General features: G+C 73.9%; 18 protein-coding genes. 15 read left to right on the top strand and 3 right to left on the bottom strand.

Going from position 1 to position 21,845, the window contains the following annotated elements; all coding sequences use genetic code 11:
• Window positions 1–2 precede the first annotated feature (2 nt).
• The 11 genes from ACFZCF_RS14230 (at window position 3) to ACFZCF_RS14180 (ending at window position 16,535) form a co-directional block, all read left to right on the top strand.
• On the top strand, window positions 3–1,364 hold the full coding sequence (locus ACFZCF_RS14230) for an ABC transporter substrate-binding protein (RefSeq protein ID WP_391286695.1): 1,362 nt from the start codon (window positions 3–5) through the stop codon (window positions 1,362–1,364).
• The gene (locus ACFZCF_RS14225; RefSeq protein ID WP_388448130.1) at window positions 1,361–2,248 is read left to right on the top strand and encodes an ABC transporter permease; all 888 of its coding nucleotides are present in this window, start codon (window positions 1,361–1,363) and stop codon (window positions 2,246–2,248) included. The genes ACFZCF_RS14230 and ACFZCF_RS14225 overlap by 4 nt, the downstream gene beginning before the upstream one ends.
• Window positions 2,245–3,033: an ATP-binding cassette domain-containing protein gene (locus ACFZCF_RS14220; protein WP_391286694.1), complete on the top strand. Its 789-nt coding sequence runs from the start codon at window positions 2,245–2,247 to the stop codon at window positions 3,031–3,033. The genes ACFZCF_RS14225 and ACFZCF_RS14220 overlap by 4 nt, the downstream gene beginning before the upstream one ends.
• Before the next feature lie 110 nt (window positions 3,034–3,143).
• Window positions 3,144–5,885 (top strand): fumarate reductase/succinate dehydrogenase flavoprotein subunit, encoded by a 2,742-nt coding sequence (locus tag ACFZCF_RS14215; RefSeq protein ID WP_391286693.1) that lies wholly within the window; start codon window positions 3,144–3,146, stop codon window positions 5,883–5,885.
• Between the two features lie 106 nt (window positions 5,886–5,991).
• Window positions 5,992–6,822: a VOC family protein gene (locus ACFZCF_RS14210; protein ID WP_388448136.1), complete on the top strand. Its 831-nt coding sequence runs from the start codon at window positions 5,992–5,994 to the stop codon at window positions 6,820–6,822.
• 185 nt (window positions 6,823–7,007) lie between these two features.
• Window positions 7,008–7,856 (top strand): DUF4344 domain-containing metallopeptidase, encoded by an 849-nt coding sequence (locus tag ACFZCF_RS14205; RefSeq protein WP_391286692.1) that lies wholly within the window; start codon window positions 7,008–7,010, stop codon window positions 7,854–7,856.
• A gap of 194 nt (window positions 7,857–8,050) precedes the next feature.
• Window positions 8,051–11,035: a carbohydrate binding domain-containing protein gene (locus ACFZCF_RS14200; protein ID WP_391286691.1), complete on the top strand. Its 2,985-nt coding sequence runs from the start codon at window positions 8,051–8,053 to the stop codon at window positions 11,033–11,035.
• Window positions 11,036–11,279: 244 nt separating this feature from the next.
• Window positions 11,280–13,058 (top strand): S8 family serine peptidase, encoded by a 1,779-nt coding sequence (locus ACFZCF_RS14195; protein ID WP_391286690.1) that lies wholly within the window; start codon window positions 11,280–11,282, stop codon window positions 13,056–13,058.
• Between the two features lie 214 nt (window positions 13,059–13,272).
• Window positions 13,273–14,178, top strand: coding sequence for a diiron oxygenase (locus tag ACFZCF_RS14190; protein ID WP_388448144.1), 906 nt, complete (start codon window positions 13,273–13,275; stop codon window positions 14,176–14,178).
• Between the two features lie 73 nt (window positions 14,179–14,251).
• Window positions 14,252–15,910: an FAD-dependent oxidoreductase gene (locus tag ACFZCF_RS14185; protein ID WP_391286689.1), complete on the top strand. Its 1,659-nt coding sequence runs from the start codon at window positions 14,252–14,254 to the stop codon at window positions 15,908–15,910.
• 76 nt (window positions 15,911–15,986) lie between these two features.
• Complete coding sequence (locus ACFZCF_RS14180) at window positions 15,987–16,535, top strand: DUF6328 family protein (protein WP_388448148.1); 549 nt, start codon at window positions 15,987–15,989, stop codon at window positions 16,533–16,535.
• A gap of 38 nt (window positions 16,536–16,573) precedes the next feature.
• On the opposite strand, the gene ACFZCF_RS14175 is transcribed toward ACFZCF_RS14180, so the two are convergent.
• A complete protein-coding gene (locus ACFZCF_RS14175) occupies window positions 16,574–17,155 on the bottom strand; it encodes a Type-2Aa cytolytic delta-endotoxin (RefSeq protein ID WP_388448150.1) in 582 nt (193 codons plus the stop codon).
• Window positions 17,156–17,227: 72 nt separating this feature from the next.
• The gene (locus ACFZCF_RS14170; protein WP_391286688.1) at window positions 17,228–18,034 is read right to left on the bottom strand and encodes a LysR substrate-binding domain-containing protein; all 807 of its coding nucleotides are present in this window, start codon (window positions 18,032–18,034) and stop codon (window positions 17,228–17,230) included.
• Between the two features lie 102 nt (window positions 18,035–18,136).
• Between ACFZCF_RS14170 and ACFZCF_RS14165 the strand changes: the two genes are divergently transcribed.
• From ACFZCF_RS14165 to ACFZCF_RS14150, 4 genes are all read left to right on the top strand, one after another.
• Window positions 18,137–18,535, top strand: a complete 399-nt coding sequence (locus tag ACFZCF_RS14165) for a DUF5997 family protein (protein WP_388448153.1) — start codon at window positions 18,137–18,139, stop codon at window positions 18,533–18,535.
• A 54-nt stretch (window positions 18,536–18,589) separates the two neighbouring features.
• The gene (locus ACFZCF_RS14160) at window positions 18,590–19,555 is read left to right on the top strand and encodes a universal stress protein (RefSeq protein ID WP_388448155.1); all 966 of its coding nucleotides are present in this window, start codon (window positions 18,590–18,592) and stop codon (window positions 19,553–19,555) included.
• Window positions 19,552–20,061: an NUDIX hydrolase gene (locus tag ACFZCF_RS14155; protein ID WP_388448157.1), complete on the top strand. Its 510-nt coding sequence runs from the start codon at window positions 19,552–19,554 to the stop codon at window positions 20,059–20,061. Before ACFZCF_RS14160 ends, ACFZCF_RS14155 begins: the two co-directional genes overlap by 4 nt.
• Window positions 20,062–20,164: 103 nt before the next feature.
• Window positions 20,165–20,962, top strand: coding sequence for a VOC family protein (locus ACFZCF_RS14150; RefSeq protein ID WP_391286687.1), 798 nt, complete (start codon window positions 20,165–20,167; stop codon window positions 20,960–20,962).
• Window positions 20,963–21,106: 144 nt separating this feature from the next.
• Here ACFZCF_RS14150 and ACFZCF_RS14145 read toward each other — a convergent pair whose 3' ends face one another.
• Window positions 21,107–21,595, bottom strand: a complete 489-nt coding sequence (locus ACFZCF_RS14145; RefSeq protein WP_391286686.1) for a hypothetical protein — start codon at window positions 21,593–21,595, stop codon at window positions 21,107–21,109.
• Window positions 21,596–21,845 lie beyond the last annotated feature (250 nt).

The raw sequence follows: 21,845 nt of genomic DNA, 5'->3' as shown, positions 1-21,845 counted from the left end.
CCATGTCCGGAAAGAGAATCACCCGCGTCGGGGCGCCTCTCCTGGCGCTGCTGCTCCCGCTCGCCGCCGGCTGCGGGGGCCCGGCGGGCGCGGACGACGAGGCCGGCGGGACCGTGACGGTGACCGTGGGCTACCAGTCGAAGACCATCAACACGGTGACCGCCGGCACCCTGCTGCGCTCGCTCGGCTACTTCGAGGAGGAGCTGGCCGCGCAGGGCCGGCGGGACGGCGTCCGCTACCGGGTCCGGTGGCAGGACTACGCGACGGGCGCGCCCATCACGGCCCAGATGACCGCGGGGAAGATCGACATCGGTTCGATGGGCGACTTCCCCCTGCTCCTGAACGCGGCCCGGGGACGGCAGCTGAAGGAGCCGACCCGGCTGGTCGCGGTGACCGGTTACAACCTGCGCGGCGGCCTCAACACGGTGGTCACCGCACCGGGTTCGGGGCTCCGCACGCTCGCGGACCTGAAGGGGAAGCGGGTGTCGACGAGCGTCGGCTCCGCCGCCGACGGCACCCTGGTGAGGGCGCTGCGACGGGCCGGTCTCGATCCGGCGAAGGACATCAGCAAGCTCAACCAGCAGCCCAGCGTGGGTGCTTCGGCCCTCGCGGGCGGCAGCGCCGACGCCCTGTCCCAGTTCGTCGCCTGGCCGGGGCTGCTCGCCTTCCAGGGCAAGGCGGAGGCGCTGTACGACGGGGCGGAGCTCGACCTGCCGACCTTCCACGGGGTCACCGTCCGCGAGGAGTTCGCGCGCGGGCGGGCCGGGGCGCTGGACGCGTTCCTGCGGGCGCAGCGACGGGCCACCGACCGGCTGCGGTCCGCGCCGGTGGCGTCGGCGGAGGCGGTGGCGAAGGAGACGGGCCTCCCGGCGGAGGTCGTGTACCTCTACAACGGCGCCCAGGGCATCGCGACCTTCGACCCCGCCCTGCGGCCCGAGCTGCTGGCCGCGCTCCGGGAGGACGTGCCGGTGCTGCGGGAGGCCGGTCTGGTGAAGGACGTCGACGTGGACGCCTTCGTCGACCCGGCCCCGCTGAAGCGGGCGGTCACCGCCCCCGGCCTTCCGCAGGCGGGGGCGGCGAAGCCGGAACTGTGGCTGCGCGGCCGTTCGGCGACCCGGGTGTTCGACACGGCGGACGAGCTCCTGGCGGCGGTCGCGGCGGCTCCGCGGGGGGCGGTGCGGGCGGCGTACGTGCCGGACGCGGTGACCGGCACGCCGTGGTTCGCGGACCGGGCGGTGTGGGTCGCGGACGGCGGGCAGTGGCGGGCGTTCGTGACGCGGGCCGCGGCCGAGCGGTGGCTCGCGTCGCACCCGGGCTCCCGGATCGTCGCGTACGCGGACGCGGTGCGGGCGGCGGGCTCGTGAGCGCGGCCGAGGGGGCGGGGCGCCGCCTCGTCCGGGCGGGGGCGCTGGCCGCCGCGCTCGGCGCGTGGCAGCTGCTGACCGCGTACGACGTGAACGTGTGGCTGCGGTTCGAGCAGTTCCCGACGGTCGGCGAGGTCGCCTCGGCGCTCGCCGACCGGGTCGGCACGGCCGCGTACTGGCAGGACCTCGGGCACAGTCTGCGCCGGATCGTCACCGGCTTCCTGCTCGCGGCGGTCCTGGGCGTGGCCGCCGGGACGGCGATCGCCCGCTCGCGCTGGGCGGCCGACCTGCTGGGGCCGCTGGTGGAGGTGGTGCGCCCGATCCCGGCGATCGCCCTGGTGCCGGTGGCGATCCTGCTGCTGCCGACGAACGAGCAGGGCATCGTCTTCATCACCTGCGCCGCCGCCTTCTTCCCGGTCCTGGTGTCGACCCGGCACGCGGTGCGGGCCCTGGACCCGGTCTGGGAGGAGGCCGTCCTCACCCTGGGCGGCGGGCGGGCCCGGGTCCTGTGGTCGGTGGTCCTGCCGGGCGCCCTGCCCGGCGTGTTCGGCGGGCTCTCGGTCGGGATCGGGGTGGCGTGGATCTGCGTCATCTCCGCCGAGATGATCTCCGGCGAGTACGGGGTCGGCTACCGCACCTGGCAGGACTACACGGTCGTGGACTACCCCGGCGTCTTCGTCGGCATGGCCACCATCGGCACGCTCGGGCTGCTCACCTCGACGCTGATCGAACGGGCCGGCCGGTACGCGACCGCCTGGCTCCCCCGCCCCGCACCCCATCCGCCGAGGGCCGTCCGCCCCGCACCCGCGTCTCCGGCCCCGGCTCCGCACGCGGGACCCGGGCCCGGCCAGGACCCCGCCGCCGTGAAGGAGCCCGTCGCATGAAGGCACCGACGACCTCGTCCGCCACCCCGCTCCACACGGCGGGCCCCGTGCCGTCACCGCCCGCGGCCGACGGCGCCGAGCTGGCCCTGGAGGCGGCCGTCCTCGGACATCCGGACGGCGCCGCGGCCGGCCCGCTTGACCTGCGGGTCGCGCCGGGAGAGGTACTGGCCGTCGTCGGACCGTCCGGCTGCGGGAAGACGACCCTGCTGCGGACGCTCGCCGGCCTGCTGCCGCCGCGGGCGGGGCGCGTCGTCCAGGACGGGGCGCCGGTGCTGCGGCCCGGCGCCGACCGGGCGCTGGTCTTCCAGCACGACGCCCTGCTGCCGTGGCGGACCGTGCGCGCCAACGTCGAACTGCCGCTGACCGTCCGGGGCGTGGACCGCGCCGGCCGCCGCGGCTCCGCCGAGGAATGGCTGGGCCGGGTGGGCCTCGCCGGCCACGCGGCGAAGTGGCCGCACCAGCTGTCCGGCGGGCAGCGGCAGCGCGTGCAGCTGGCCAGGGCGCTGGCGGGCCGTCCGCGCGCGGTGCTGATGGACGAGCCGTTCGGCGCGCTGGACGCGCACACCAGGACCGGCATGCAGGACCTGCTCGTCGACATCCTGCGCGGCACCGGCGCCACCGTCGTCTTCGTCACCCACGACGTGGACGAGGCCGTCCATCTGGGCGACCGGATCGCCCTGCTGCCCTCGGGCACGCTGCTCGACGTCCCCCACCCCCGGGACCGCGCGGCCCGGGACGCCCCGGCGACCCGCGCGCTGCGCCGCCACGTCCTCGACTCCCTCTGAACCTCCCTCGCACCCGAACCCCTCGCGCGGGTGCGCGAACCCCCTCACGCGCGCAGGCGGAACCCCCCTGCCCCCGCGCCCGCGAACTCCCCCTTCCGGAAAGGCCCGTCGTGACCACGCCCCTGACCACCGCGCCCTCCCTCGACGAGGCCGTCGAGCTCTCCTGCGACGTGCTCGTCGTCGGCGGCGGCACCGCCGGCACGATGGCGGCGCTCACCGCCGCGGGCCGCGGCGCCGACGTCCTGCTCCTGGAGAAGGCGCACGTCCGGCACTCCGGCGCGCTCGCCATGGGCATGGACGGGGTGAACAACGCGGTGATCCCCGGCCGGGCCGATCCGGACGACTACGTCGCCGAGATCACCCGCGCCAACGACGGACTGGTCGACCAGTCGACGGTCCGTCAGACGGCGCTGCGCGGCCATGACATGGTGCGGCGCCTGGAGTCGTACGGCGTGAAGTTCGAGAAGGACGAGCACGGCGAGTACGCCGTGCGGCAGGTGCACCGCTCGGGTTCGTACGTGCTGCCGATGCCCGAGGGCAAGGACGTGAAGAAGGTCCTGTACCGGCAGCTGCGGCGGCGCGAGATGCGGGAGCGGATCCGGATCGAGAACCGCGTCATGCCGGTCAGGGTCCTCACCCACCCGGAGGACGGCCGGGCCGTCGGCGTGGCCGGACTCCACACCCGCACCGGGGAGTTCGTCGTCGTCAGGGCGGGCGCGGTCATCCTGGCGACGGGGGCCTGCGGCCGGCTCGGGCTGCCCGCGTCGGGGTACCTGTACGGCACGTACGAGAACCCGACGAACGCCGGTGACGGCTATGCGATGGCGTACCACGCGGGCGCCGCCCTCACCGGCATCGAGTGCTTCCAGATCAACCCGCTGATCAAGGACTACAACGGCCCGGCCTGCGCCTACGTCGCCAATCCCTTCGGCGGCTACCAGGTGAACCGGCACGGCGAACGGTTCGTCGAGTCGGACTACTGGTCGGGGCACATGATGGCCGAGTTCGCGACCGAGCTGGCCTCCGACCGGGCACCGGTCTACCTGAAGCTGAGCCATCTGCCGGAGGAGACGATCGGCGCGGTCGAGTCGATCCTGCACTCCACGGAGCGGCCCACGCGCGGCACCTTCCACGCCGGCCGGGGGCACGACTACCGCACCCACGACATCGAGATGCACATCTCCGAGATCGGCCTGTGCGGCGGGCACTCGGCCTCCGGGGTCCGGGTGGACGCCCACGCCCGCACCACCGTCCCGCGCCTGTACGCGGCCGGCGACCTCGCGTGCGTCCCGCACAACTACATGATCGGCGCGTTCGTCTACGGCGATCTGGCGGGCGAGGACGCGGCGCGGTACCGCGCGTACGAGGGCGAACTCGACCGGACGCAGCTGGAGGCCGCGCACGAGCTGGTGTACCGGCCGCTGCGGAACCCGGACGGGCCGCCGCAGCCGCAGGTCGAGTACAAGCTCCGCCGGTTCGTGAACGACTACGTCGCTCCGCCGAAGTCCGGTGCGCGGCTCTCCCTCGCCGTCGAGGCGTTCGAGCGGATGTCGGTGGAGATCGCGGGGATGGGCGGCCGGACACCGCACGAACTGATGCGGTGCGCGGAGGTGTCGTTCATCCGGGACTGCGCCGAGATGGCGGCCCGCGCCTCGCTGGCGAGGACGGAGTCCCGCTGGGGGCTGTACCACGAGCGCCTCGACCATCCGGAGCGGGACGACGCGGCGTGGCTGTACCACCTGGACCTGCGCAGGTCGGCGCGCGGGGCGATGGAGTTCACGGCCCGCCCGGTGGAACCGTACCTGGTGCCGGTGCCCGAGTACGCCCCGCCGGGCGGGCCGGAGCGGCCGCTCGGCGAGGTGGCGCTGGTGCCGGTGGCGACGGCGGGCCCGCGCGAGGCGCCGCCGACCTCCCGCCCCGCCGAGGAGCCCGGCCGGGCGGCCGCACCGGCCGCTCCCGCCGGCACCGACCCGAGGCTGGTGTCCCTCCTCGCGCTCACCGAGGAGGCACCCGAACTGGCGGAGCTCACGCCGTATCTGACGGACGAGCGGCCCGACGTGCGGGCGGCGGCCGTCACCGTTCTGGCGGAGACCGTGCCGGCCGGGACGGGCCCCGCGCTGACGGCCCGGCTGCGGGACGGGGACGCGGGGGTGCGGGCCTCCGCCGTCGCGGCGCTCCGCGAGCTCGCGGAGGTGCTGCCCGCCGACGGGGAGTCGGCCGCCGGCCTGCGGTCCGCCCTGAAGGTGCCCGATCCCTCGGTGCGGGCGGTCGCGGTCGAGGTCCTGCGGTCCCGCCGGCTCGGCGACGCCGGGGTGTACGCGGGCGCACTGGCCGACGCGGCGCCCGAGGTTCGGCTGCAGGCGGTGCGGGCGCTGGTGTCGGTGGACGCGGTCACCGCCCTGGCCTCCGCCGTCGGCGATCCGGTCCGCGAGGTGAGGGTGGCGGTGGCGAAGGGCCTCGCGGCCGTGTCCGCGCCGGAGGCGGAGCCGCTGGTTCCCCTGCTCGGCGATCCCGATCCGCTGGTGCGCGGAGCGGCTTTCGGGGCGCTCGCCGCGGCCGGCTGCCCGCCGCCGCTGGCCGGGCGCGCGGTGGCGGCGCTGGACGATCCGGCGTGGCAGGTGCGGGCCGGCGCGGCGGCGGCGCTGGGGGCGGCGCCCGCGGACCGGGCGGTGCCCGCGCTGGCCAAGGCGCTCGCGGACCGGAACGCCGATGTGCGCAAGGCGGCCGTGCTCGCGCTGCTCGGGCACGCTCCGGCACCCGAGGCGCGGGCCGCGCTGGCGACGGCGGCGGCCGACCCGGACGCCGACGTGCGGGCGTACGCGGCACGCGGGCTCGGCCCGGCGGCGCCCTGAGGCCGTCCCGGCCGTACGGCCGGCCGGGTGAAGCGGGGTGTGCGGGCCCGCGCGCCGGGGAAGGCGCGCGGGGTGGCGTCCGGGCGGCGGACGCCCGGGCAAGGAGGTGGTTCCGGTGACGGGGCCGATGACGGCGGAGGCGCTGGGCGCGCCGTGCTGGGTGAGTCTTGCGACGCGGGATCTGGGCGCGGCGGAGCGGTTCTACGGCGCGGTGCTGGGCTGGACGTTCCGGCCGGGCAAGCTGGAGGCGGACTCGTCGTACGTGGTGGGTGAGCGGGACGGGGTGCCGGTCGCGGGGATCGCCGCCCTGGCGGCGGAGCTGGCGGTGCCGGTGGCGTGGACGGTGTTCTTCGCCGTGGACGACGCGGACGCGGCGGTCGCGCGGATCCGGGAGCGGGGCGGCACGGTGGGCGTGGGTCCTGTGGCGTATCCGCCGCAGGGGCGGGTGGCGCTGGCGACGGACCGGGACGGGGCCGCGTTCGCGGTGTGGGAGGGGCGCCTGGTGTCGCGCTGGCACGTGGGCGAGCGGAGCGCTCCGGCGTGGGTGGAGCTGCACACCCGGGACGCCTTCGACGCCGCCGTGTTCTACGGCGGGGTGCTGCGCTGGGCGGAGGACGGCCCCGGCGGCTGCGACACCTCGTACGAGGAGGACCGGGTGGTGCTGCGCCGGAACGGGGTGCCGGTGGCGCGGCTCGACAGCGGTCCGGTGGAGGCCGCCTCGTCCCGGCCGCAGCTGCGGCCGCGCTGGCTCGTGCGGTTCCGGGTGCCCGACCTGACCGCCTCGGTGGCGGCGGTGACGGAGCACGGCGGACTCGTGGTGCCGGGCGGCGAGTGGGGCGGTGCCCGGGAGCCGGGAGCCGCCGGCGACGAGCGCCGCGTGGTGGTGCGGGACCCGGACGGGGCGCTGTTCACCCTGGAGGCGGACGGAACGAACTGAGGGGTACGGGCCCGGGGCCGGCGCTCTCGACCCCGTACGCGGCCCGGCTGCCGCCTGGCCCAGGAGACGCGGGCCGTCGGCGGTGCGGGCCTCCCGGCTCACCCGTCCGGCGCCGCGGGCTCGCCGCCGGCAGCCGCTCCGGCCAGGCTCGTCGGCAGGGACGCCCACGAGACGAGGTGCCGCCGATGCCCGCCGCTGCCCGCGTCCGCCGCCTGGCTCTCGCCCTGATCGCGACGGCCCTGTTCGCCGGTTGCGCCGCGACCCCGGCGACGCCCGCCCGGGGCACGGGCCGGCTCGTCGTCGCCTACGAGGAGCCGCGCACCCGCGAGGAGCGCGCCGCCCTCGCCTTCCTGCGCGAGCGGCGGGTCCTGGAGGACGCCGCCGGGTACGCCGACGCGCGGATCGCCCTCCCCCGTGACGTACCGCTGCGCGCGGCGGGCTGTGCGGCGCCCAACCCCTTCTGGGACGAGGGCACCGGCCGGATCACCTACTGCTACGGGTTCGTGGCCGACGCCCGGCGGGTCTTCGCCCGTGCCGCGGGCGACGGAGCCCCGGGCCGGCGGACAGCCGCCGGAGAATCCGTCGACCAGGACGTCGTCGGCCTCTCCCACGGCGTCCTCTTCCACGAGCTCGGTCACGCCCTCGTCGACCTCTACGACCTGCCCGTCACCGGCCGGGTGGAGGACGCGGTCGATCAACTGGCCGTGCTCCTGCTCGCCTCCGGCGACGAGCGCCACGCCGACTACGCGGTCTCCACCGTCAACGCCTGGGGCGCCCTCTGGGCGGCGTCCGAGGGCGGCGACCCCGGGGTGGCGGCGTACTCCGACGTCCACTCCCTCGACGGACAGCGCTTCTTCGACTGGGCCTGCTGGCTGTACGGCTCCGATCCCGAGCGGTTCGCCGACGCGGTGGACGCGGAGGGCAACCCGGACGGGGTGCTGCCCCGTGACCGCGCCGCGCTCTGCCCGGCGGAGTACCGGCGCATCGACGCGGCCTGGCGCACCCTCCTCGCGCCGTACCTGAAGCGGGACTGAGCCCGCGCCCGGGACACGGGTCGCGTCCCGGCGTTCGAACCGCTTCGACGCGGACTCTTTACGCGCCCGCCCCACGGCGGTAACTTCCCGCCGACGCAAGAAGTTTCCGCAATTTTCCGCACGCGCTTCCAGGGGGCCGATCCCCATCGCTCCGCCGGCCTCCTGATCCGGCGCGCCCCCGTCTGGAGACCCGCATGACCCCCACCCGCACCCGTCGGCGCGGGCGCGCGCTCGCGCTGCTCTGCGCCGCGGCCGGCCTCGCCGGCCTGATGGCCGCGCCGCCCGGCGCCTCCGCCCCCGCCCTCGACGCCGCCCCCGCGGCGGCCGTCGCCGAGAACACGGCGACCGTCCACTACTGGACCAGGACGAAGAACTGGTCGGCCTACAACCTCCATTGGGCGCCGGACGGCGGTTCCTGGACCGCGGTCCCCGGCACCGCGATGGAGCCCGCCTGTACCGACTGGGTCAAGACGACCGTCCGCCTCGGCTCCGCCACCGGGCTCAAGGCCGCCTTCAACAACGGCACCGGCACCTGGGACAACAACGGCGGTGCCGACTACGCCCTCGGCACGGGCAGCATCACGGTGAAGGACGGCGTCGTCGCCCACTCCGACCCCTGCGCCGGCACGCCCCCGCCGACCGCGAACAAGGCGACCGTGTACTACTCGTCGGCCTCCCTCGGCTGGTCGACGGTGAACGTCCACTACCAACCCACCGGCGGCACCTGGACGGCCGTCCCCGGTGTCGGCATGACACCGGCCTGCACCGGCTGGTGGAAGCGGGAGCTGGACCTCGGCTCGGCCGGCTCCCTCAAGGCCGCGTTCAACAACGGCAACGGCGTGTGGGACAACAACGGCGGCACCGACTACACGATCGGGACCGGCACCTCCGCGGTCCGGGACCGGGTGGTGACCGCGAACGCCACCGACCCGTGCGCCGCCACCCCGCCGGACACCCGGGCGCCGACCGCGCCGGCCGGCCTCACGGCGACCGCCGACGGCGTCTCCGTGCTGCTCTCCTGGAACGCCGCCACCGACGACCGGGGCGTGACGAAGTACCAGGTCACCCGCACCGGCGGCACCGGCGGCACGGTCGTCACGGACGTCGGCTCGACGGTCTTCTCGGACACGGACCTCGCCGAACGCACCGCGTACACGTACACGGTGAAGGCCGTGGACGCCGCCGGGAACGTCTCGGCCGCCTCCGCCCCGGCCACCGCCACCACCGGCGACAGGCCCGGCGCGCCCGCGAACGGAAAGCCGCTCGGCACCGACCCGCGCAAGGACCCGATCTACTTCGTCCTCACCGCCCGCTTCCACGACGGCGACGCCTCCAACAACCGGGGCGGCAGCCAGCACGTGAAGTCGGGGAACGCGGCGAACGACGACCCCATGTTCCGGGGCGACTTCAAGGGCCTGATCCAGAAGCTCGACTACATCAAGGGCCTCGGCTTCTCCGCCGTCTGGGTCACCCCGGTGGTGCTCAACCGCTCGGACTACGACTACCACGGCTACCACGGCTACGACTTCTACAGGGTCGACCCGCGCCTGGAGTCGGCGGGCGCCTCCTACCAGGACCTCATCGACGCCGCCCACGCCAAGGGCATGAAGCTCTACCAGGACGTCGTCTACAACCACTCGTCCCGCTGGGGCGCCAAGGGCCTGTTCACACCGACCGTGTACGGCGTACGGGACACCCAGTGGAGCTGGTACTACGACGAGAAGCAGTCCGGCTTCGAGTACGACGGCCTGACGATCGACCCGAAGACCGGCAAGTCGTACTACAACGGCGACCTGTGGTCGACGGCCGAACCCACCGGAAACACCTGCGTCAACTGGGGCAAGCCCACCGGCGGGAAGAGCGCCGAGGGCTACACCCTCTACAACTGCCAGTGGCCCACCCCCACCTCGGGCATGTTCCCCAAGGCGCTCTTCCACCAGTGCTGGATCGGCAACTGGGAGGGCGAGGACTCCCGCTCCTGCTGGCTGCACGAGGACCTGGCGGACTTCGACACCGAGAACGCGACCGTCCAGAACCACCTGATCGGGGCGTACGACAAGTACATCGACATGGGGGTCGACGGCTTCCGCGTCGACACCGCCGTGCACATCCCGCGCACCACCTGGAACCGGCGCTTCCTCCCCGCGATCCAGGAACGGGTCACCCAGCGGCACGGCGCCGAGGCGGCGAGGAACTTCTTCGTCTTCGGCGAGGTCGCGGCCTTCGTCAACGACAAGTGGAACCGCGGCTCGGTGAACCACTCCGCGCAGTTCTTCACCTGGAAGGAGCGCAAGGAGTACGACGCCGACGACACGAAGGCCGCCCTGGAGATGTACGACTACGAGCAGCAGCAGGGCACCGGCAACCAGCCCACCTCCACCAACGCCTTCCTGAACGGCAACAGCTACCACACGCCCGACCACAGCCGCTTCTCCGGCATGAACGTCATCGACATGCGCATGCACATGAACTTCGGTGACGCGTTCAACGCCTTCTCCAACGGCAAGGACTCGGACGACAGTTACAACGACGCCACCTACAACGTCGTCTACGTCGACAGCCACGACTACGGCCCGAACAAGTCGAGCGAGCGGTACACCGGCGGCACCGACGCCTGGGCCGAGAACATGTCGCTGATGTGGACCTTCCGCGGCATCCCGACGCTCTACTACGGCTCCGAGATCGAGTTCCAGAAGGGGAAGAAGATCGACTGCGGGCCCCGCTGCCCGCTGGCCACCACCGGCCGCGCGTACTACGGCGCCCACCTCGCCGGCACCGTCACCGCCTCCGACTTCTCGAAGGTCTCCGCGGCGAGCGGCCAGGTCGCGACCACCCTCCAGCAGCCCCTGGTCAAGCACGTCCAGCGGCTCAACGAGATCCGGCGGGCGATCCCGGCGCTCCAGATGGGCCAGTACTCCACCGAGGGCATCTCGGGCGGCATGGCGTTCAAGCGTCGCTACACCAGCGGATCGACGGACAGCTTCGCCCTCGTCACGGTCTCCGGCGGAGCCACGTACAACGGCATCCCGAACGGCACGTACACCGACGCCGTCACCGGTGACGTGCGGACGGTCTCCCAGGGCACGCTCACGGTCGGCGCGCCCGGCAAGGGGAACCTCCGGGTGTACGTCCTGAACGGCCCCGGGAAGATCGGCACGGCGGGTCCGTACCTGAAGTGATCCCGCGCACGTGACCCCGCGCAAGTGATCCCGCGAAGAGGGGGCGGCGCAGGAGAACCGCCCCCTATTCGCCATGTTCAAGTCAAGATTCTGTTACATGAACGGGCTTGTCGGACAGAAGGCTTCCCTCCGCCCCCGCCCGTCTGGGATCTTGCGTCCACCCCACACATCACAGGGCCCGGCCGGCGCCACCCGCGCCACCGGGCCATCGGAGGACGCATTGTTTTCCCACATATCCGGCCGGATGAGACTCGCGGCGACCGCCCTCGGCACGGCCCTGGCGCTCTCGGGCCCGGTCTCGCTCGCCCAGGCCGCCCCGGTCGACAACGAGCCGCTCGCGGCGTTCACCGCGAACGCGCGGACCGCGCAGCAGGCCCCCGCGGCGTCCGCCGCCTGGGCCGCCGGCACCCGCGCCTACCTGGTGATCACCACCCCCGGTGACACCACGGCGGTCCGCAACGCCGTGGCCGCGAACGGCGGTTCGGTCTTCTCCTCCTTCGACGCCATCGGCGTGATCGTCGCCCACTCGACCTCCGCCTCCTTCGCCACCACCATGCGTGGCGTCACCGGCGTGCAGAAGGTCGGCGCGACCCGCACCTCGGACGTCCCCGCCGACGCCTACAACCCGGCGCTCCCGGCCAACCCCTCGCAGGCGGCGGCCCCGTCGACGGAGCCCGTCCGCTCGGACATGACGCAGATCAAGGCCGACCAGGCCTGGGCGGTCAACCCCGGCTCCGCCACGGTCAAGGTCGGCATCCTGGACACCGGCGTCGACGACCAGCACCAGGACCTGGCGCCGAACTTCAACGCCGCCGACTCCGTCTCCTGCGCCTACGGCAAGGCGGACACCCGCATCGGCGCCTGGCGCGACGTCGACCAGCACGGCACCCACGTGGCCGGCACGGTCGCGGCGGCCAAGAACGGCAAGGGCGCCATCGGCGTCGCGCCGGGCGTGAAGATCTCCTCGGTGCGCATCGCCGAGCCCGGCAGCACCCTCTTCTTCGCCGAGAACACCATCTGCGGCCTGGTGTGGGCCGGTGACCACGGCTTCAAGGTCACCAACAACAGCTACTACACCGACCCGTGGCAGTTCAACTGCCCCGACAACCTCGACCAGGCGGCGATCCTGGAGGGCGTGGGCCGTGCCCAGGCCTACGCCGAGGGCAAGGGCTCGCTCCAGGTCGCGGCGGCCGGCAACTCCAACGTCGACCTGGCGAACAAGACCACCGACTCGTCGAGCCCGAACGACTCGACCCCGGTGACCCGGACGATCACCAACGCCTGCCTCGACATCCCGGCCGAGCTGCCGGGCGTGGTCACGGTCGCCGCCAACGGCACCAGCGGCACGTCCAAGGCGTCCTTCTCCAACTTCGGCCGTGACGTCATCGAGGTCTCGGCGCCCGGCGAGTCGGTCTACAGCACCGTCCCCGGCGGCAAGTACTCCTCGCTGAGCGGTACGTCGATGGCCTCCCCGCACGTCGCGGGCGTCGCCGCCCTGATGGCCAGCGCCAACCCGGCGTACACCCCGGCGGACCTGCGGGCCAAGCTCGGCGAGCAGGCCACCGACCTGGCCTGCCCGTCGGACGCCCGCTGCACCGGTACCGCGGCGAAGAACAGCTTCTTCGGCGAGGGCCGCGTCGACGCCCTGAAGGCCGTCAGCGGCTCGACCACCCCGCAGCCCGGGAAGTACTTCGAGAACCTCACCGACGTGACCGTCCCCGACAACACCACCGTCGAGAGCGCGATCACCGTCAGCGGCGTCACGGGCAACGCCCCGGCCACCCTCAAGGTGGGCGTGGACATCAAGCACACCTACATCGGTGACCTGAAGGTCGACCTGATCGCCCCCGACGGCTCGGTCTACGTCCTGCACAACCGGACGGGCAGCTCCACCGACAACATCGCCCAGACGTACACCGTCAACGCCTCCTCCGAGGTGGCGAACGGCGTCTGGAAGCTCCGCGTGAACGACAACGCCAGCGCGGACACCGGGAAGATCGACGCCTGGAACCTGACCTTCTGATTCCCGTGATCCCTCCCTGGGGGCCGGAGCGCCTGCGCTCCGGCCCCCTTCGCGTACCCGGACACCGCGTCCGGACGGAAGTCCGCGAGAAAGTCCGTACCGAGGGGTAGCCCGCGCGACACCCTTGCTATACGTTCCGTCTAACAAGCTTGCTAGACGCCGCGTCTAACAAGCCAGGGAACGAGCCGACCGCGTGACCCAAGGAGACGCAACGATGGCCAGCAGCACCGTTCGCCCGGACCACCACGACCAGGACGACGTCGCCGAGCGGCTCCTCCGGTCGGCGGCCAAGCTCAGCTACGACCCCGCCGTCGAGGTCGACTGGGACACCCCGCTCGACAAGGACTTCCACGGCCAGAGCCCCGAGTGGAACAGCCTCTACGGCACCGCCTACTGGAACGAGATGACCGAGGAGCAGCAGAAGGAGCTGACCCGCCAGGAGTCCGCCTCCGTCGCCTCCACCGGCATCTGGTTCGAGATGATCCTCCAGCAGCTGGTGCTCCGGGACATCTACCGCACCGACCACACCGATCCCCGCTTCCAGTGGGCGCTCACCGAGATCGCCGACGAGTGCCGCCACTCGATCATGTTCGCCCGCGGCTCCCAGAAGCTCGGCGCCCCCGCCTACCGGCCGAAGCGCGCCGTCATGGAGCTCGGCCGGGTCATGAAGACCGTCGGCTTCGGCGAGGCCGCCTACGCCGGCATCCTCGTCGCCGAGGAGGTCCTCGACGTCATGCAGCGCGACTGGATGCGCGACGAGCGGGTGGTCCCCTTCGTGCGGACCATCAACAACATCCACGTCGTCGAGGAATCCCGGCACATGAAGTTCGCCCGGGACGAGACCCGCCGCAAGCTCGCCGGCGCGAGCCGCGCCCGCCGCCACTTCCAGGCGCTGGTCGTCGCCATCGCCGCGTACTACATCATCACCAGCCTGGTGAACCCCGAGGTGTACGTCCGGGCCGGCCTCGACCCCGAGCGCGCCCGCCGCGAGGCCGCCGCCAACGAGCACTACAAGGCCCGGCTGCGCGCCAGCTGCTCCGGCCTCATGGAGTTCCTCGGCGACGTCGGCATGCTGACCCGGCCGGCCGTCCACTTCTACCGGCGCGCCCACCTCCTCTGACCGCGACTCCGACCCGACGCCGACCCGAGTCCGCCCCGCGTCCGACCCCGACGAGCCGAGCCGAGCCGCCACCATGACCTACGCCATCACCCAGACCTGCTGCTCCGACGCCACCTGCGTCGCCGTCTGCCCGGTCAACTGCATCCACCCGACGCCCGAGGAGCCGGACTTCGGCACCACCGAGATGCTCTACGTCGACCCGAAGAGCTGCATCGACTGCGGCGCCTGCGCCGACGCCTGCCCGGTCGACGCCATCTTCCCGGTCGACCGGCTCACCGGGCCCCTGAAGCGGTACGAGGCGATCAACGCCGCCCACTTCGAGGGCCGCGAACCCGCCCCCGCCCTCGCCTCCCCCACCTTCCACCCCTGGGGCGAGCCCTCCTTCGACCGCTCGCTGCCCTCCGACTTCGCCCCGATCCGGGTCGCCGTCGTCGGCACGGGACCGGCCGGCATGTACGCCGCCGAGGACCTGCTCCTGCACACCAACGCCGAGGTCACCCTCATCGACCGGCTACCGGTCGCCGGCGGCCTGGTCCGCTACGGCGTGGCCCCCGACCACCCGGCCACCAAGGGCGCGGGCGACAGCCTCGCCCGCTTCCACACCCACCCCCGGGCCGCCGTCCGGCTCGGCGTGGAGATCGGCAAGGACGTCACGCCCGAGGAGCTGGCCGCCCACCACGACGCGGTCGTGTACGCGGTCGGTGCCCCGTCCGACCGCCGCCTCGGCATCCCCGGCGAGGACCTGCCCGGCAGCCTCTCCGCGACCTCCCTCGTCTCCTGGTACAACGCCCACCCGGAGACCCCGCCCGGGGCCGTCGCCCTCGGCGACGCCGAGCGGGTCGTGATCGTCGGCACCGGCAATGTCGCCCTGGACGTGGCCCGCATCCTCGTCTCCGACCCGGCCGCCCTCGCCGGCACCGACATCGCCGACCACGCGCTCACCGCCCTGCGCGGCTCGCGGGTCCGCGAAGTGGTGCTGCTCGGCCGGCGCGGCCCCGAGGACGCCTCGTACACCGCCTCCGAACTCCTCGCCCTCGGCCACCTCCCCGGCGTCGACCTCGTCGTCGACACCCACGACCCCCGGATCGCCGAGGCCATCGACGCGGCGGCCCCGGGCGACAGGGCCGCCCTCCTCGCGGACGCCGCCCGCGAGGAAGTCGACTGGGCCGCCGCCCCCCGGGCCGGCCACCGCAGGATCGTCCTCCGCTTCCACTCGGCCCCCGAGGAGGCCCTCGGCGAGGACGCGGTGCGCGCGGTCCGCGCCGGCGGCCCCGGCGGAAGCGTCGACATCCCGGCGGGCCTCCTCGTCCGGGCCATCGGCTACCGTGGCGTGCCACTCGCCGGGTTGCCCTTCGACGAGACCACCGGCACCGTCCCGCACACCGCCGGCCGCGTCGAGGGCATGACCGGCACCTATGTCGTCGGCTGGATCAAGCGCGGCCCGTCCGGCGGCATCGGCGCCAACCGCGCCTGCGCGGCGGAGACCGTCGGCAGCCTGCTCGCCGACGCGGTCGACGGCCGCCTCCCGAAGCCGACGGGCTCCGCGAAGGCCTTCGCCCGCCTCGCCCGCCGCCGCACCGGGCGGCTCGTCGACGCGCGCGGCCTCGCCGCCATCGACCGGGCCGAACGCGCCCGGGGCGCGGCGACGGGCCGGCCGCGCGTCAAGCTCGCGACGGTTCCCGACCTGGTCGCGGCGGCCCGCCGCGGCCGGCTGCGCGGGGCCGCGGGCTGACAAGGACCGGGTGCGCGGGGAAGACGCACCCGAGCGGGAAGGGCATACGGGGCGGGGGTGGGGGCACTCGCCCCGTATGGCCACCGGAGACACCGTCCGGTCCGACGACGGACGCGGAGAGAGCCGGGCCCAGCGCGCCGACCGCCGCTGGAACGAACTCCTCCAGGAGCTGCGCGTCGCCCAGACGGGCACCCAGATCCTCTTCGGCTTCCTCGTCGCCGTCGTCTTCCAGCCGCGCTTCGCCGAGCTGGGAACCACGGACCGGGTCATCTACGTCGTGACGGTCTGTCTGGGAGCGGCGACCACAAGTGCGCTCGTCGCCCCGGTCGCGGTCCACCGGTTCGTGGCGGGGCGCCGGCTCAAGCCGGAGGCGGTGGCGTGGGCGGGCCGCCTGACCCTGGTGGGCGTGGTGCTGCTCTACCTGACGATGGTCTCGACGTTCCTGCTGATCATGCGCATGGTCCTGGCCGACACGATCGCGCTGTGGCTGGTCGTCGTGATGGCGCTGTGGCTGGCGCTCTGCTGGTTCATGGTCCCGTTCGTGGCCCGGCGCAACGGCACCAACGGCGGAGGCGGCGACGAGGACGACGGTACGGGGGACGGCTACGGTCCGTGGCCCCGCTGAGGATCCGGCCCGGGACGGCGGGCCGGCGCCGACGGGGATCAGACGGCGACGGGAAGCGGACGCCTCAGCACGATCGCGTTGAGACCGACGGCGAACGGCGCCGCGTCGGTCAGCCCGAGCCCGAGCACCCGCTCCTTCGGCAGGTCGACGGTCACGTCCACGCAGAACGCGAGCGCGTGCAGCGCGTCACCGCCCGCGCCCTCCTCCTGGAGCGCGAAGAACAGGTCCCGGTAGTAGCGGGTGCGCTCCTCGGACTCCTCGTAGAACGACAGACCGGGCCCGCCCAGCTGCTCGCCCAGCCCCGTGAACGCGGAGACCAGCTCCCGCTCCACGGTCTCCCAGAAGCCCGCCTCCGCGCACTCGGCCGGCAGCGCCTGCCGGACGGCCTCCTTCAGCGAGAGCACCATGACGAGCAGCGGCGCGTGCTCCCTGAGCCCCCAGCCGCGCACCATCCGGACGATGGTGCTGTCCGGGACGGCGGCGGCGGCCCGGTGGATGGCCTCGAAGTCGAAATTGACGGTGGCGGGGGCGATCGCCTCCTGGAACACCCGGTCGATCGACCGGGCCTCCTCCAGGTGGGCGGGCGCCACCTCGACGACGGTCCTGAAACTGGCGGCCAAAGGCTTCTCCTCTTCTCGCGGCCCACCGCGGTGGGCGCTTGATCGACAGGAGGAGTATGCCGAGGGCCCCGCTCAGCGGCCGCGGCGGGGCTTCCCGCCACGGCCCGCGGCACCGCCCTTGCCCTTGGCGGGCTTCCCCGAGCGCGCCGGCTTCGCCCCGGCGGCCTTCAGAGCGGGCTTGGAAGCGGCCTTCGCGGGCTTCTGACCCGCCTTCGGATCGGCCTTCTGCCCCTTGCGCTCCTCCGCGCGCCGCCCCCGGGTGCTGTTCACGGTCCGGCCCCGGACGATCCCGATGAACTCCTCCACCAGGTCGGGCGCCTCCTCGGCCTTCGGCCAGGACAGCGCCACCCGCGACTGGGGTACGCCGGTGATCGTGCGGTACGTCAGGTCCTTGCGGTGGTGCAGCCGGGCCAGCGACTGCGGGACGACCAGCACGCCCACCCCCGCGGCGACCAGCTCGATCGCGTCGGCCGTGGTCTCCGGCCGCTGGAACGCCGGAAGACCGGGCGGCGACGCCTCCCAGCCGAGCGTGTCGTCCAGCGGGTGCAGCACCAGCTCCTCCGCCAGGTCCTCCGGGGTCAGTTCCTCCGCGGCGGCGAAGTGGTGGTCCTTCGGCACGACCACCACGCTGGTCTCCTCGTACAGCGGGATCGCACTCAGGTCCTCGCCGTCGACCGGCAGCCGCAGCAGCGCGGCGTCCGCGCCGCCGTCCCGCAGCACCCCGAAGGCCTCGCCGGGCGTCACCTGCACCAGCGCGAGCGGTACGTCGGGCAGCCGCTGCTCCCAGGTCCGCACCCACTTCGAGGGCGTCACACCGGGCACGAAGGCGAGCCGGAAGGCCGCGGCGTCGGGGGCGGGGGCAAGCGGGGAGTCTGTCACCCCGCAAGATTACCCGCCGCCCCGCCTGCGCCGGAGCCCGTCCGCGCAGGTCGGAGGGCGGCCGTGGTCGGAGGAGCTCCGTGTGCTCGATACCCTTGACCCATGACGTCGCACCAGAACTCCCAGACGATGAAGCCGGCCACGGCGGCCAAGAAGCTGGGTGTGTACCTCGAGGCCACCCCCGCCGATTTCCAGGAGGGCGTCGTCTCGCGCGCCGAGCTCAACGAGCTGCAGGCGAACCCGCCGGCCTGGCTCAAGGAGCTCCGCCAGAACGGCCCCCACCCGCGCCCCGTGGTCGCCTCCAAGCTGGGCATCTCCATCTCGGGCCTGGCCCGCGGCGGGATCACCGAGGCCCTCACCACCGAGCAGATCGAGGCCCTGAAGGCCGAGGCCCCCGAGTGGCTCGTGAAGGAGCGCGCCACCCAGGCCGACGTCCGCAAGGAGACCGTCCGCATCAAGGAGCGCAACGCCCAGCGCGCCGCCCGCGAGCAGGACGCCTGACCGGCTCCTGACCCACCGGCGTGGCGCGGCGCCGGACGAGGGAGGCATTCCCTCATGAACGTGAACAGCGATCCGCCCGTGGTGGCCGCCGTGGACGGCTCCGGCCACAGTCTGCGCGCCCTGTCCTGGGCACTGGCCGAAGCGGAGGCCGTGGACGCCCCGCTCGTCGTCGCCCACGTCCGCTCCGACGCCCTCCAGCTCGGCGCCGCCAGGATCGCCTCCCTCGGCACCGAGCCGGAGCTGCGGGACACCGTCCTCGACGCGGTGCGGACCGTCGTGGAGGAGCGCGGCCACGCCGTCCCCGTGCGCTACGAGTCCCTGGACGGCACGGTCGCCGAGGTGCTGCCGGAGGCGGCCCGGGGCGCCCGTCTCCTGGTGACGGGTTCCCGCGGCCACGGCGGCTTCGCCAGCCTCCTCCTCGGCTCCACCGGACGTTCCCTGGCCGCCCGCTCCCCCTGCCCGCTGGTGGTGGTCCCGCACGAGGCGAGGACCGCCTCCCTGGACAGCGGCCCGGCCGCCGGCCGCGTCCTCCTCGGTCTGCACCCGGAGGAGACCCCGGACGAGGTGATCGACTTCGCCTTCGCGACGGCCGCACTGCGCCGCGTCCCCCTGGAGGCGATGACCGGGCTCCGCCTCCCGCCGAACCCGTCCGTCCTGGCCGCGGCCCCCTCCCCCGCCTTCCAGCTGCCCCCGCCGCTGCCCCTCGCCGACGACACCGAGGAGCTCCTGGCCGAGGCCCGGCGGGAGCAGGAAGCCCGGCTGCGCCCCTTCGTGGAACGGCGCCCCGACGTGAGGCTGGTTCGCACGGTCGCTCCGGGCGACGCCGCGGGACTCCTGGTGGACGCCTCCGCCGAGGCGGCGCTGCTGGTCGTGGGCCGGCACCACCGCCACCGCGTCGCCGAGCTCCTGGTGGGGTCGGTGGCGCACGCTGTGCTCCACCACGCGGCCTGCCCCGTCGCCGTCGTCCCGCCGACGCCGCGGGACGCGGTGTCGGCGCCGGCTGGTAGACAGGGCGCATGACGCCCGACGTGTACGCCTCCGATCCCGCCGCCGCCTCCCGCAACACCCGCCCGCCGACGCCACGCGCCGCGCTGGGCGCCGGGATCGTCGTCCTGGACGCCGACGGCCGGGTCCTGCTCGGCCTGGACCGTTCGGGCGTCTGGGAGCTCCCCGGCGGCGGGGTCGAGCCGGGCGAGTCGATCGAGGAGGCCGCGGCCCGCGAGCTGTCCGAGGAAACCACGCTCACCGCCGAACCCTCCGACGTCGAGGTCGTCGGCCTCCTCCTGGACACCGTGACGTCCTCGGAACTGACGCGGCTGACGGCGGCGACGGTGGTCCGCGTCTTCACGGGCACCCCGGCCGTGGCGGAGCCCGAGAAGATCGAGTGCTGGCGCTGGACCTCGCCCGAGGAGCTCCCGACGGCCCTGTTCCTGCCGTCCGCGCAGGTCCTCGCCGCCTGGCGCCCCGACCTGGCCCTGCCGGAGGCACCGTTCCACCGCTACGGCCTCACCCGGCTCCCGCGCTGAGCGAGCCTGCGCGCCACCGCGCGGCCCAGGCCGGTCGTGACTAGCGTGGATCGAAGGCCCCGCGCCACACACCACGTCCCCGATGGGAAGCGAGAGTCTCGTCATGGCCGCACGACCCGAGGGCACCCCGGTCTGGACCGACGCGATGTTCACCGACGCCGAAGGCGCCAAGACCTTCTACGCCGACGTGCTGGGCTGGACGTTCGGCGAGGCGTCGACGGAATTCGGCAACTACACCCAGGCGTACAAGGACGGCAAGGCGGTCGCCGCCCTAGTCCCTCCGATGCCCGGCGGCGACACCCCGCCGCAGTCCGCCTGGTGTCTCTACTTCGCCTCGGACGACGTCGACGCCACGGCGCGGAAGATCCGGGCGGCGGGCGGCACGATCCTGATGGAGCCGATGCGGGTGGGCGACTTCGGCTCCATGTGCATCGCCTCGGACCCGGCGGGCGTGGTCTTCGGACTGTGGCAGTCGGGTGTCCACGAGGGCTTCGAACTCGAAGGGGAGACCGGCTCCTACATCTGGGCCGAGGTCTTCACCCGCCGGCCCGAGGCGTCGGATCCCTTCTTCACCGAGGTCTTCGGCTACCGCGCGAAGAGGATGACCGGCGAGGACATGGACTACAAGGTCTTCGACCTCGGCGGGGACCCGCTCCTCGGCCGGATGAGGATGACCCCCGACGACTCCCCGCCGGAGGTCCCGGACTACATCCAGGTCTACTTCGCCGTCGACAACTGCGACCTGGCCGTCACCGCGGCCGAGCGCCTCGGCGGCCGCAAGGTCTTCGGCCCCATGGACAGCCCCTTCGGCCGCTTCGCCTCCCTCCTCGATCCGCAGGGCGCCCCGTTCGCGGTGATCGACGTCCGCACGACGGTCGGCGAGGTGCCGCCCATGGAGTGACCCGGCGACCCGGGCCAAGACGCTGTCGCGGACTGCGACGAGCCCGGCGGGACCCCGATGCACGCGGTCCCGCCGGGCCTGCGCGTGATCGGGGCCCCTCGGCACGGTGGACGGCCACCGCACGTCGCTCTCCCGCACGATGGTTCACCGAACCCGGCTTGGTGCCCGCCCCCGGTCGTACGCCTCCCGCCAGACGACCCGCGCCGTCCCGTCGCCGTCGGCCCGGAACGCGTACAGCGCGAGGCCGGTGACGACGGAGCCGCCGTCCTCGCGCCGGATCGCCCTCAGCCTCCCGGTGGCGGGGTCGACGGTCCCAACGCGCCCGAGCCGGGTGACCCACCCAGACGCGCCGGCCCTGGTCCCGCATGACGGGAGGTGACGGGGGTCGCGCACCCCGCTGGGGAAGAGGTTCGCCGCCGACGGGACGATCCGCTCGCTGTGCATTTCGGGGCTGCGCTCCAGCGGTCCCGGATACGGGTGGTGGGTGCCGTTGTCGGCGCCGTCGGCGTGCATGCCGCTGCGGCCGTTGGGGGCAAGGTGGGGGTGCTGGGCGGGCGAGTCGACGAGCCGGTGTCGGGGCGCGAGGGGTAACTCCACGGCCCGGGCGACGGGCGCCAAGCCCGCCAGCGGCACCGTGGCGAGGGTGGCGGCCAGGCGGCGGCTCGCCCTCGGCGACCGGGTGGATGAGTGCGCGCCGGCTGCCGACGCTGGGGCCGGCTCCTGACGAAGGGAGGGCGACGCCCCTCGTTCCGTGGGCACTTCACAGGAGTGGAAACACCCGGCCCTGAAACGCAGAAAAGCCCCGCACCATAAGGTGCGGGGCTTTCCCACAATGATTGTTCGGCGGCGTCCTACTCTCCCACAGGGTCCCCCCTGCAGTACC

This window comes from Streptomyces sp. NPDC007945, from assembly GCF_042958885.1.
Taxonomy (GTDB): Bacteria; Actinomycetota; Actinomycetes; order Streptomycetales; family Streptomycetaceae; genus Streptomyces.
Note: the sequence above shows the minus strand (reverse complement) of the source record. Positions and strands in the feature narration are given on the sequence as shown.

What these genes read in the sequence shown, in the direction of transcription:
- ACFZCF_RS14205 (WP_391286692.1), top strand. Translation starts at nt 7,008, where the DNA reads ATGCCCGCCGCTGCCCGCGTCCGCCGCCTGGCTCTCGCCCTGATCGCG.
- ACFZCF_RS14200 (WP_391286691.1), top strand. Translation starts at nt 8,051, where the DNA reads ATGACCCCCACCCGCACCCGTCGGCGCGGGCGCGCGCTCGCGCTGCTC.
- ACFZCF_RS14165 (WP_388448153.1), top strand. Translation starts at nt 18,137, where the DNA reads ATGACGTCGCACCAGAACTCCCAGACGATGAAGCCGGCCACGGCGGCC.
- ACFZCF_RS14155 (WP_388448157.1), top strand. Translation starts at nt 19,552, where the DNA reads ATGACGCCCGACGTGTACGCCTCCGATCCCGCCGCCGCCTCCCGCAAC.
- ACFZCF_RS14160 (WP_388448155.1), top strand. Translation starts at nt 18,590, where the DNA reads ATGAACGTGAACAGCGATCCGCCCGTGGTGGCCGCCGTGGACGGCTCC.
- ACFZCF_RS14220 (WP_391286694.1), top strand. Translation starts at nt 2,245, where the DNA reads ATGAAGGCACCGACGACCTCGTCCGCCACCCCGCTCCACACGGCGGGC.
- ACFZCF_RS14195 (WP_391286690.1), top strand. Translation starts at nt 11,280, where the DNA reads ATGAGACTCGCGGCGACCGCCCTCGGCACGGCCCTGGCGCTCTCGGGC.
- ACFZCF_RS14230 (WP_391286695.1), top strand. Translation starts at nt 3, where the DNA reads ATGTCCGGAAAGAGAATCACCCGCGTCGGGGCGCCTCTCCTGGCGCTG.
- ACFZCF_RS14180 (WP_388448148.1), top strand. Translation starts at nt 15,987, where the DNA reads ATGGCCACCGGAGACACCGTCCGGTCCGACGACGGACGCGGAGAGAGC.
- ACFZCF_RS14190 (WP_388448144.1), top strand. Translation starts at nt 13,273, where the DNA reads ATGGCCAGCAGCACCGTTCGCCCGGACCACCACGACCAGGACGACGTC.
- ACFZCF_RS14185 (WP_391286689.1), top strand. Translation starts at nt 14,252, where the DNA reads ATGACCTACGCCATCACCCAGACCTGCTGCTCCGACGCCACCTGCGTC.
- ACFZCF_RS14150 (WP_391286687.1), top strand. Translation starts at nt 20,165, where the DNA reads ATGGCCGCACGACCCGAGGGCACCCCGGTCTGGACCGACGCGATGTTC.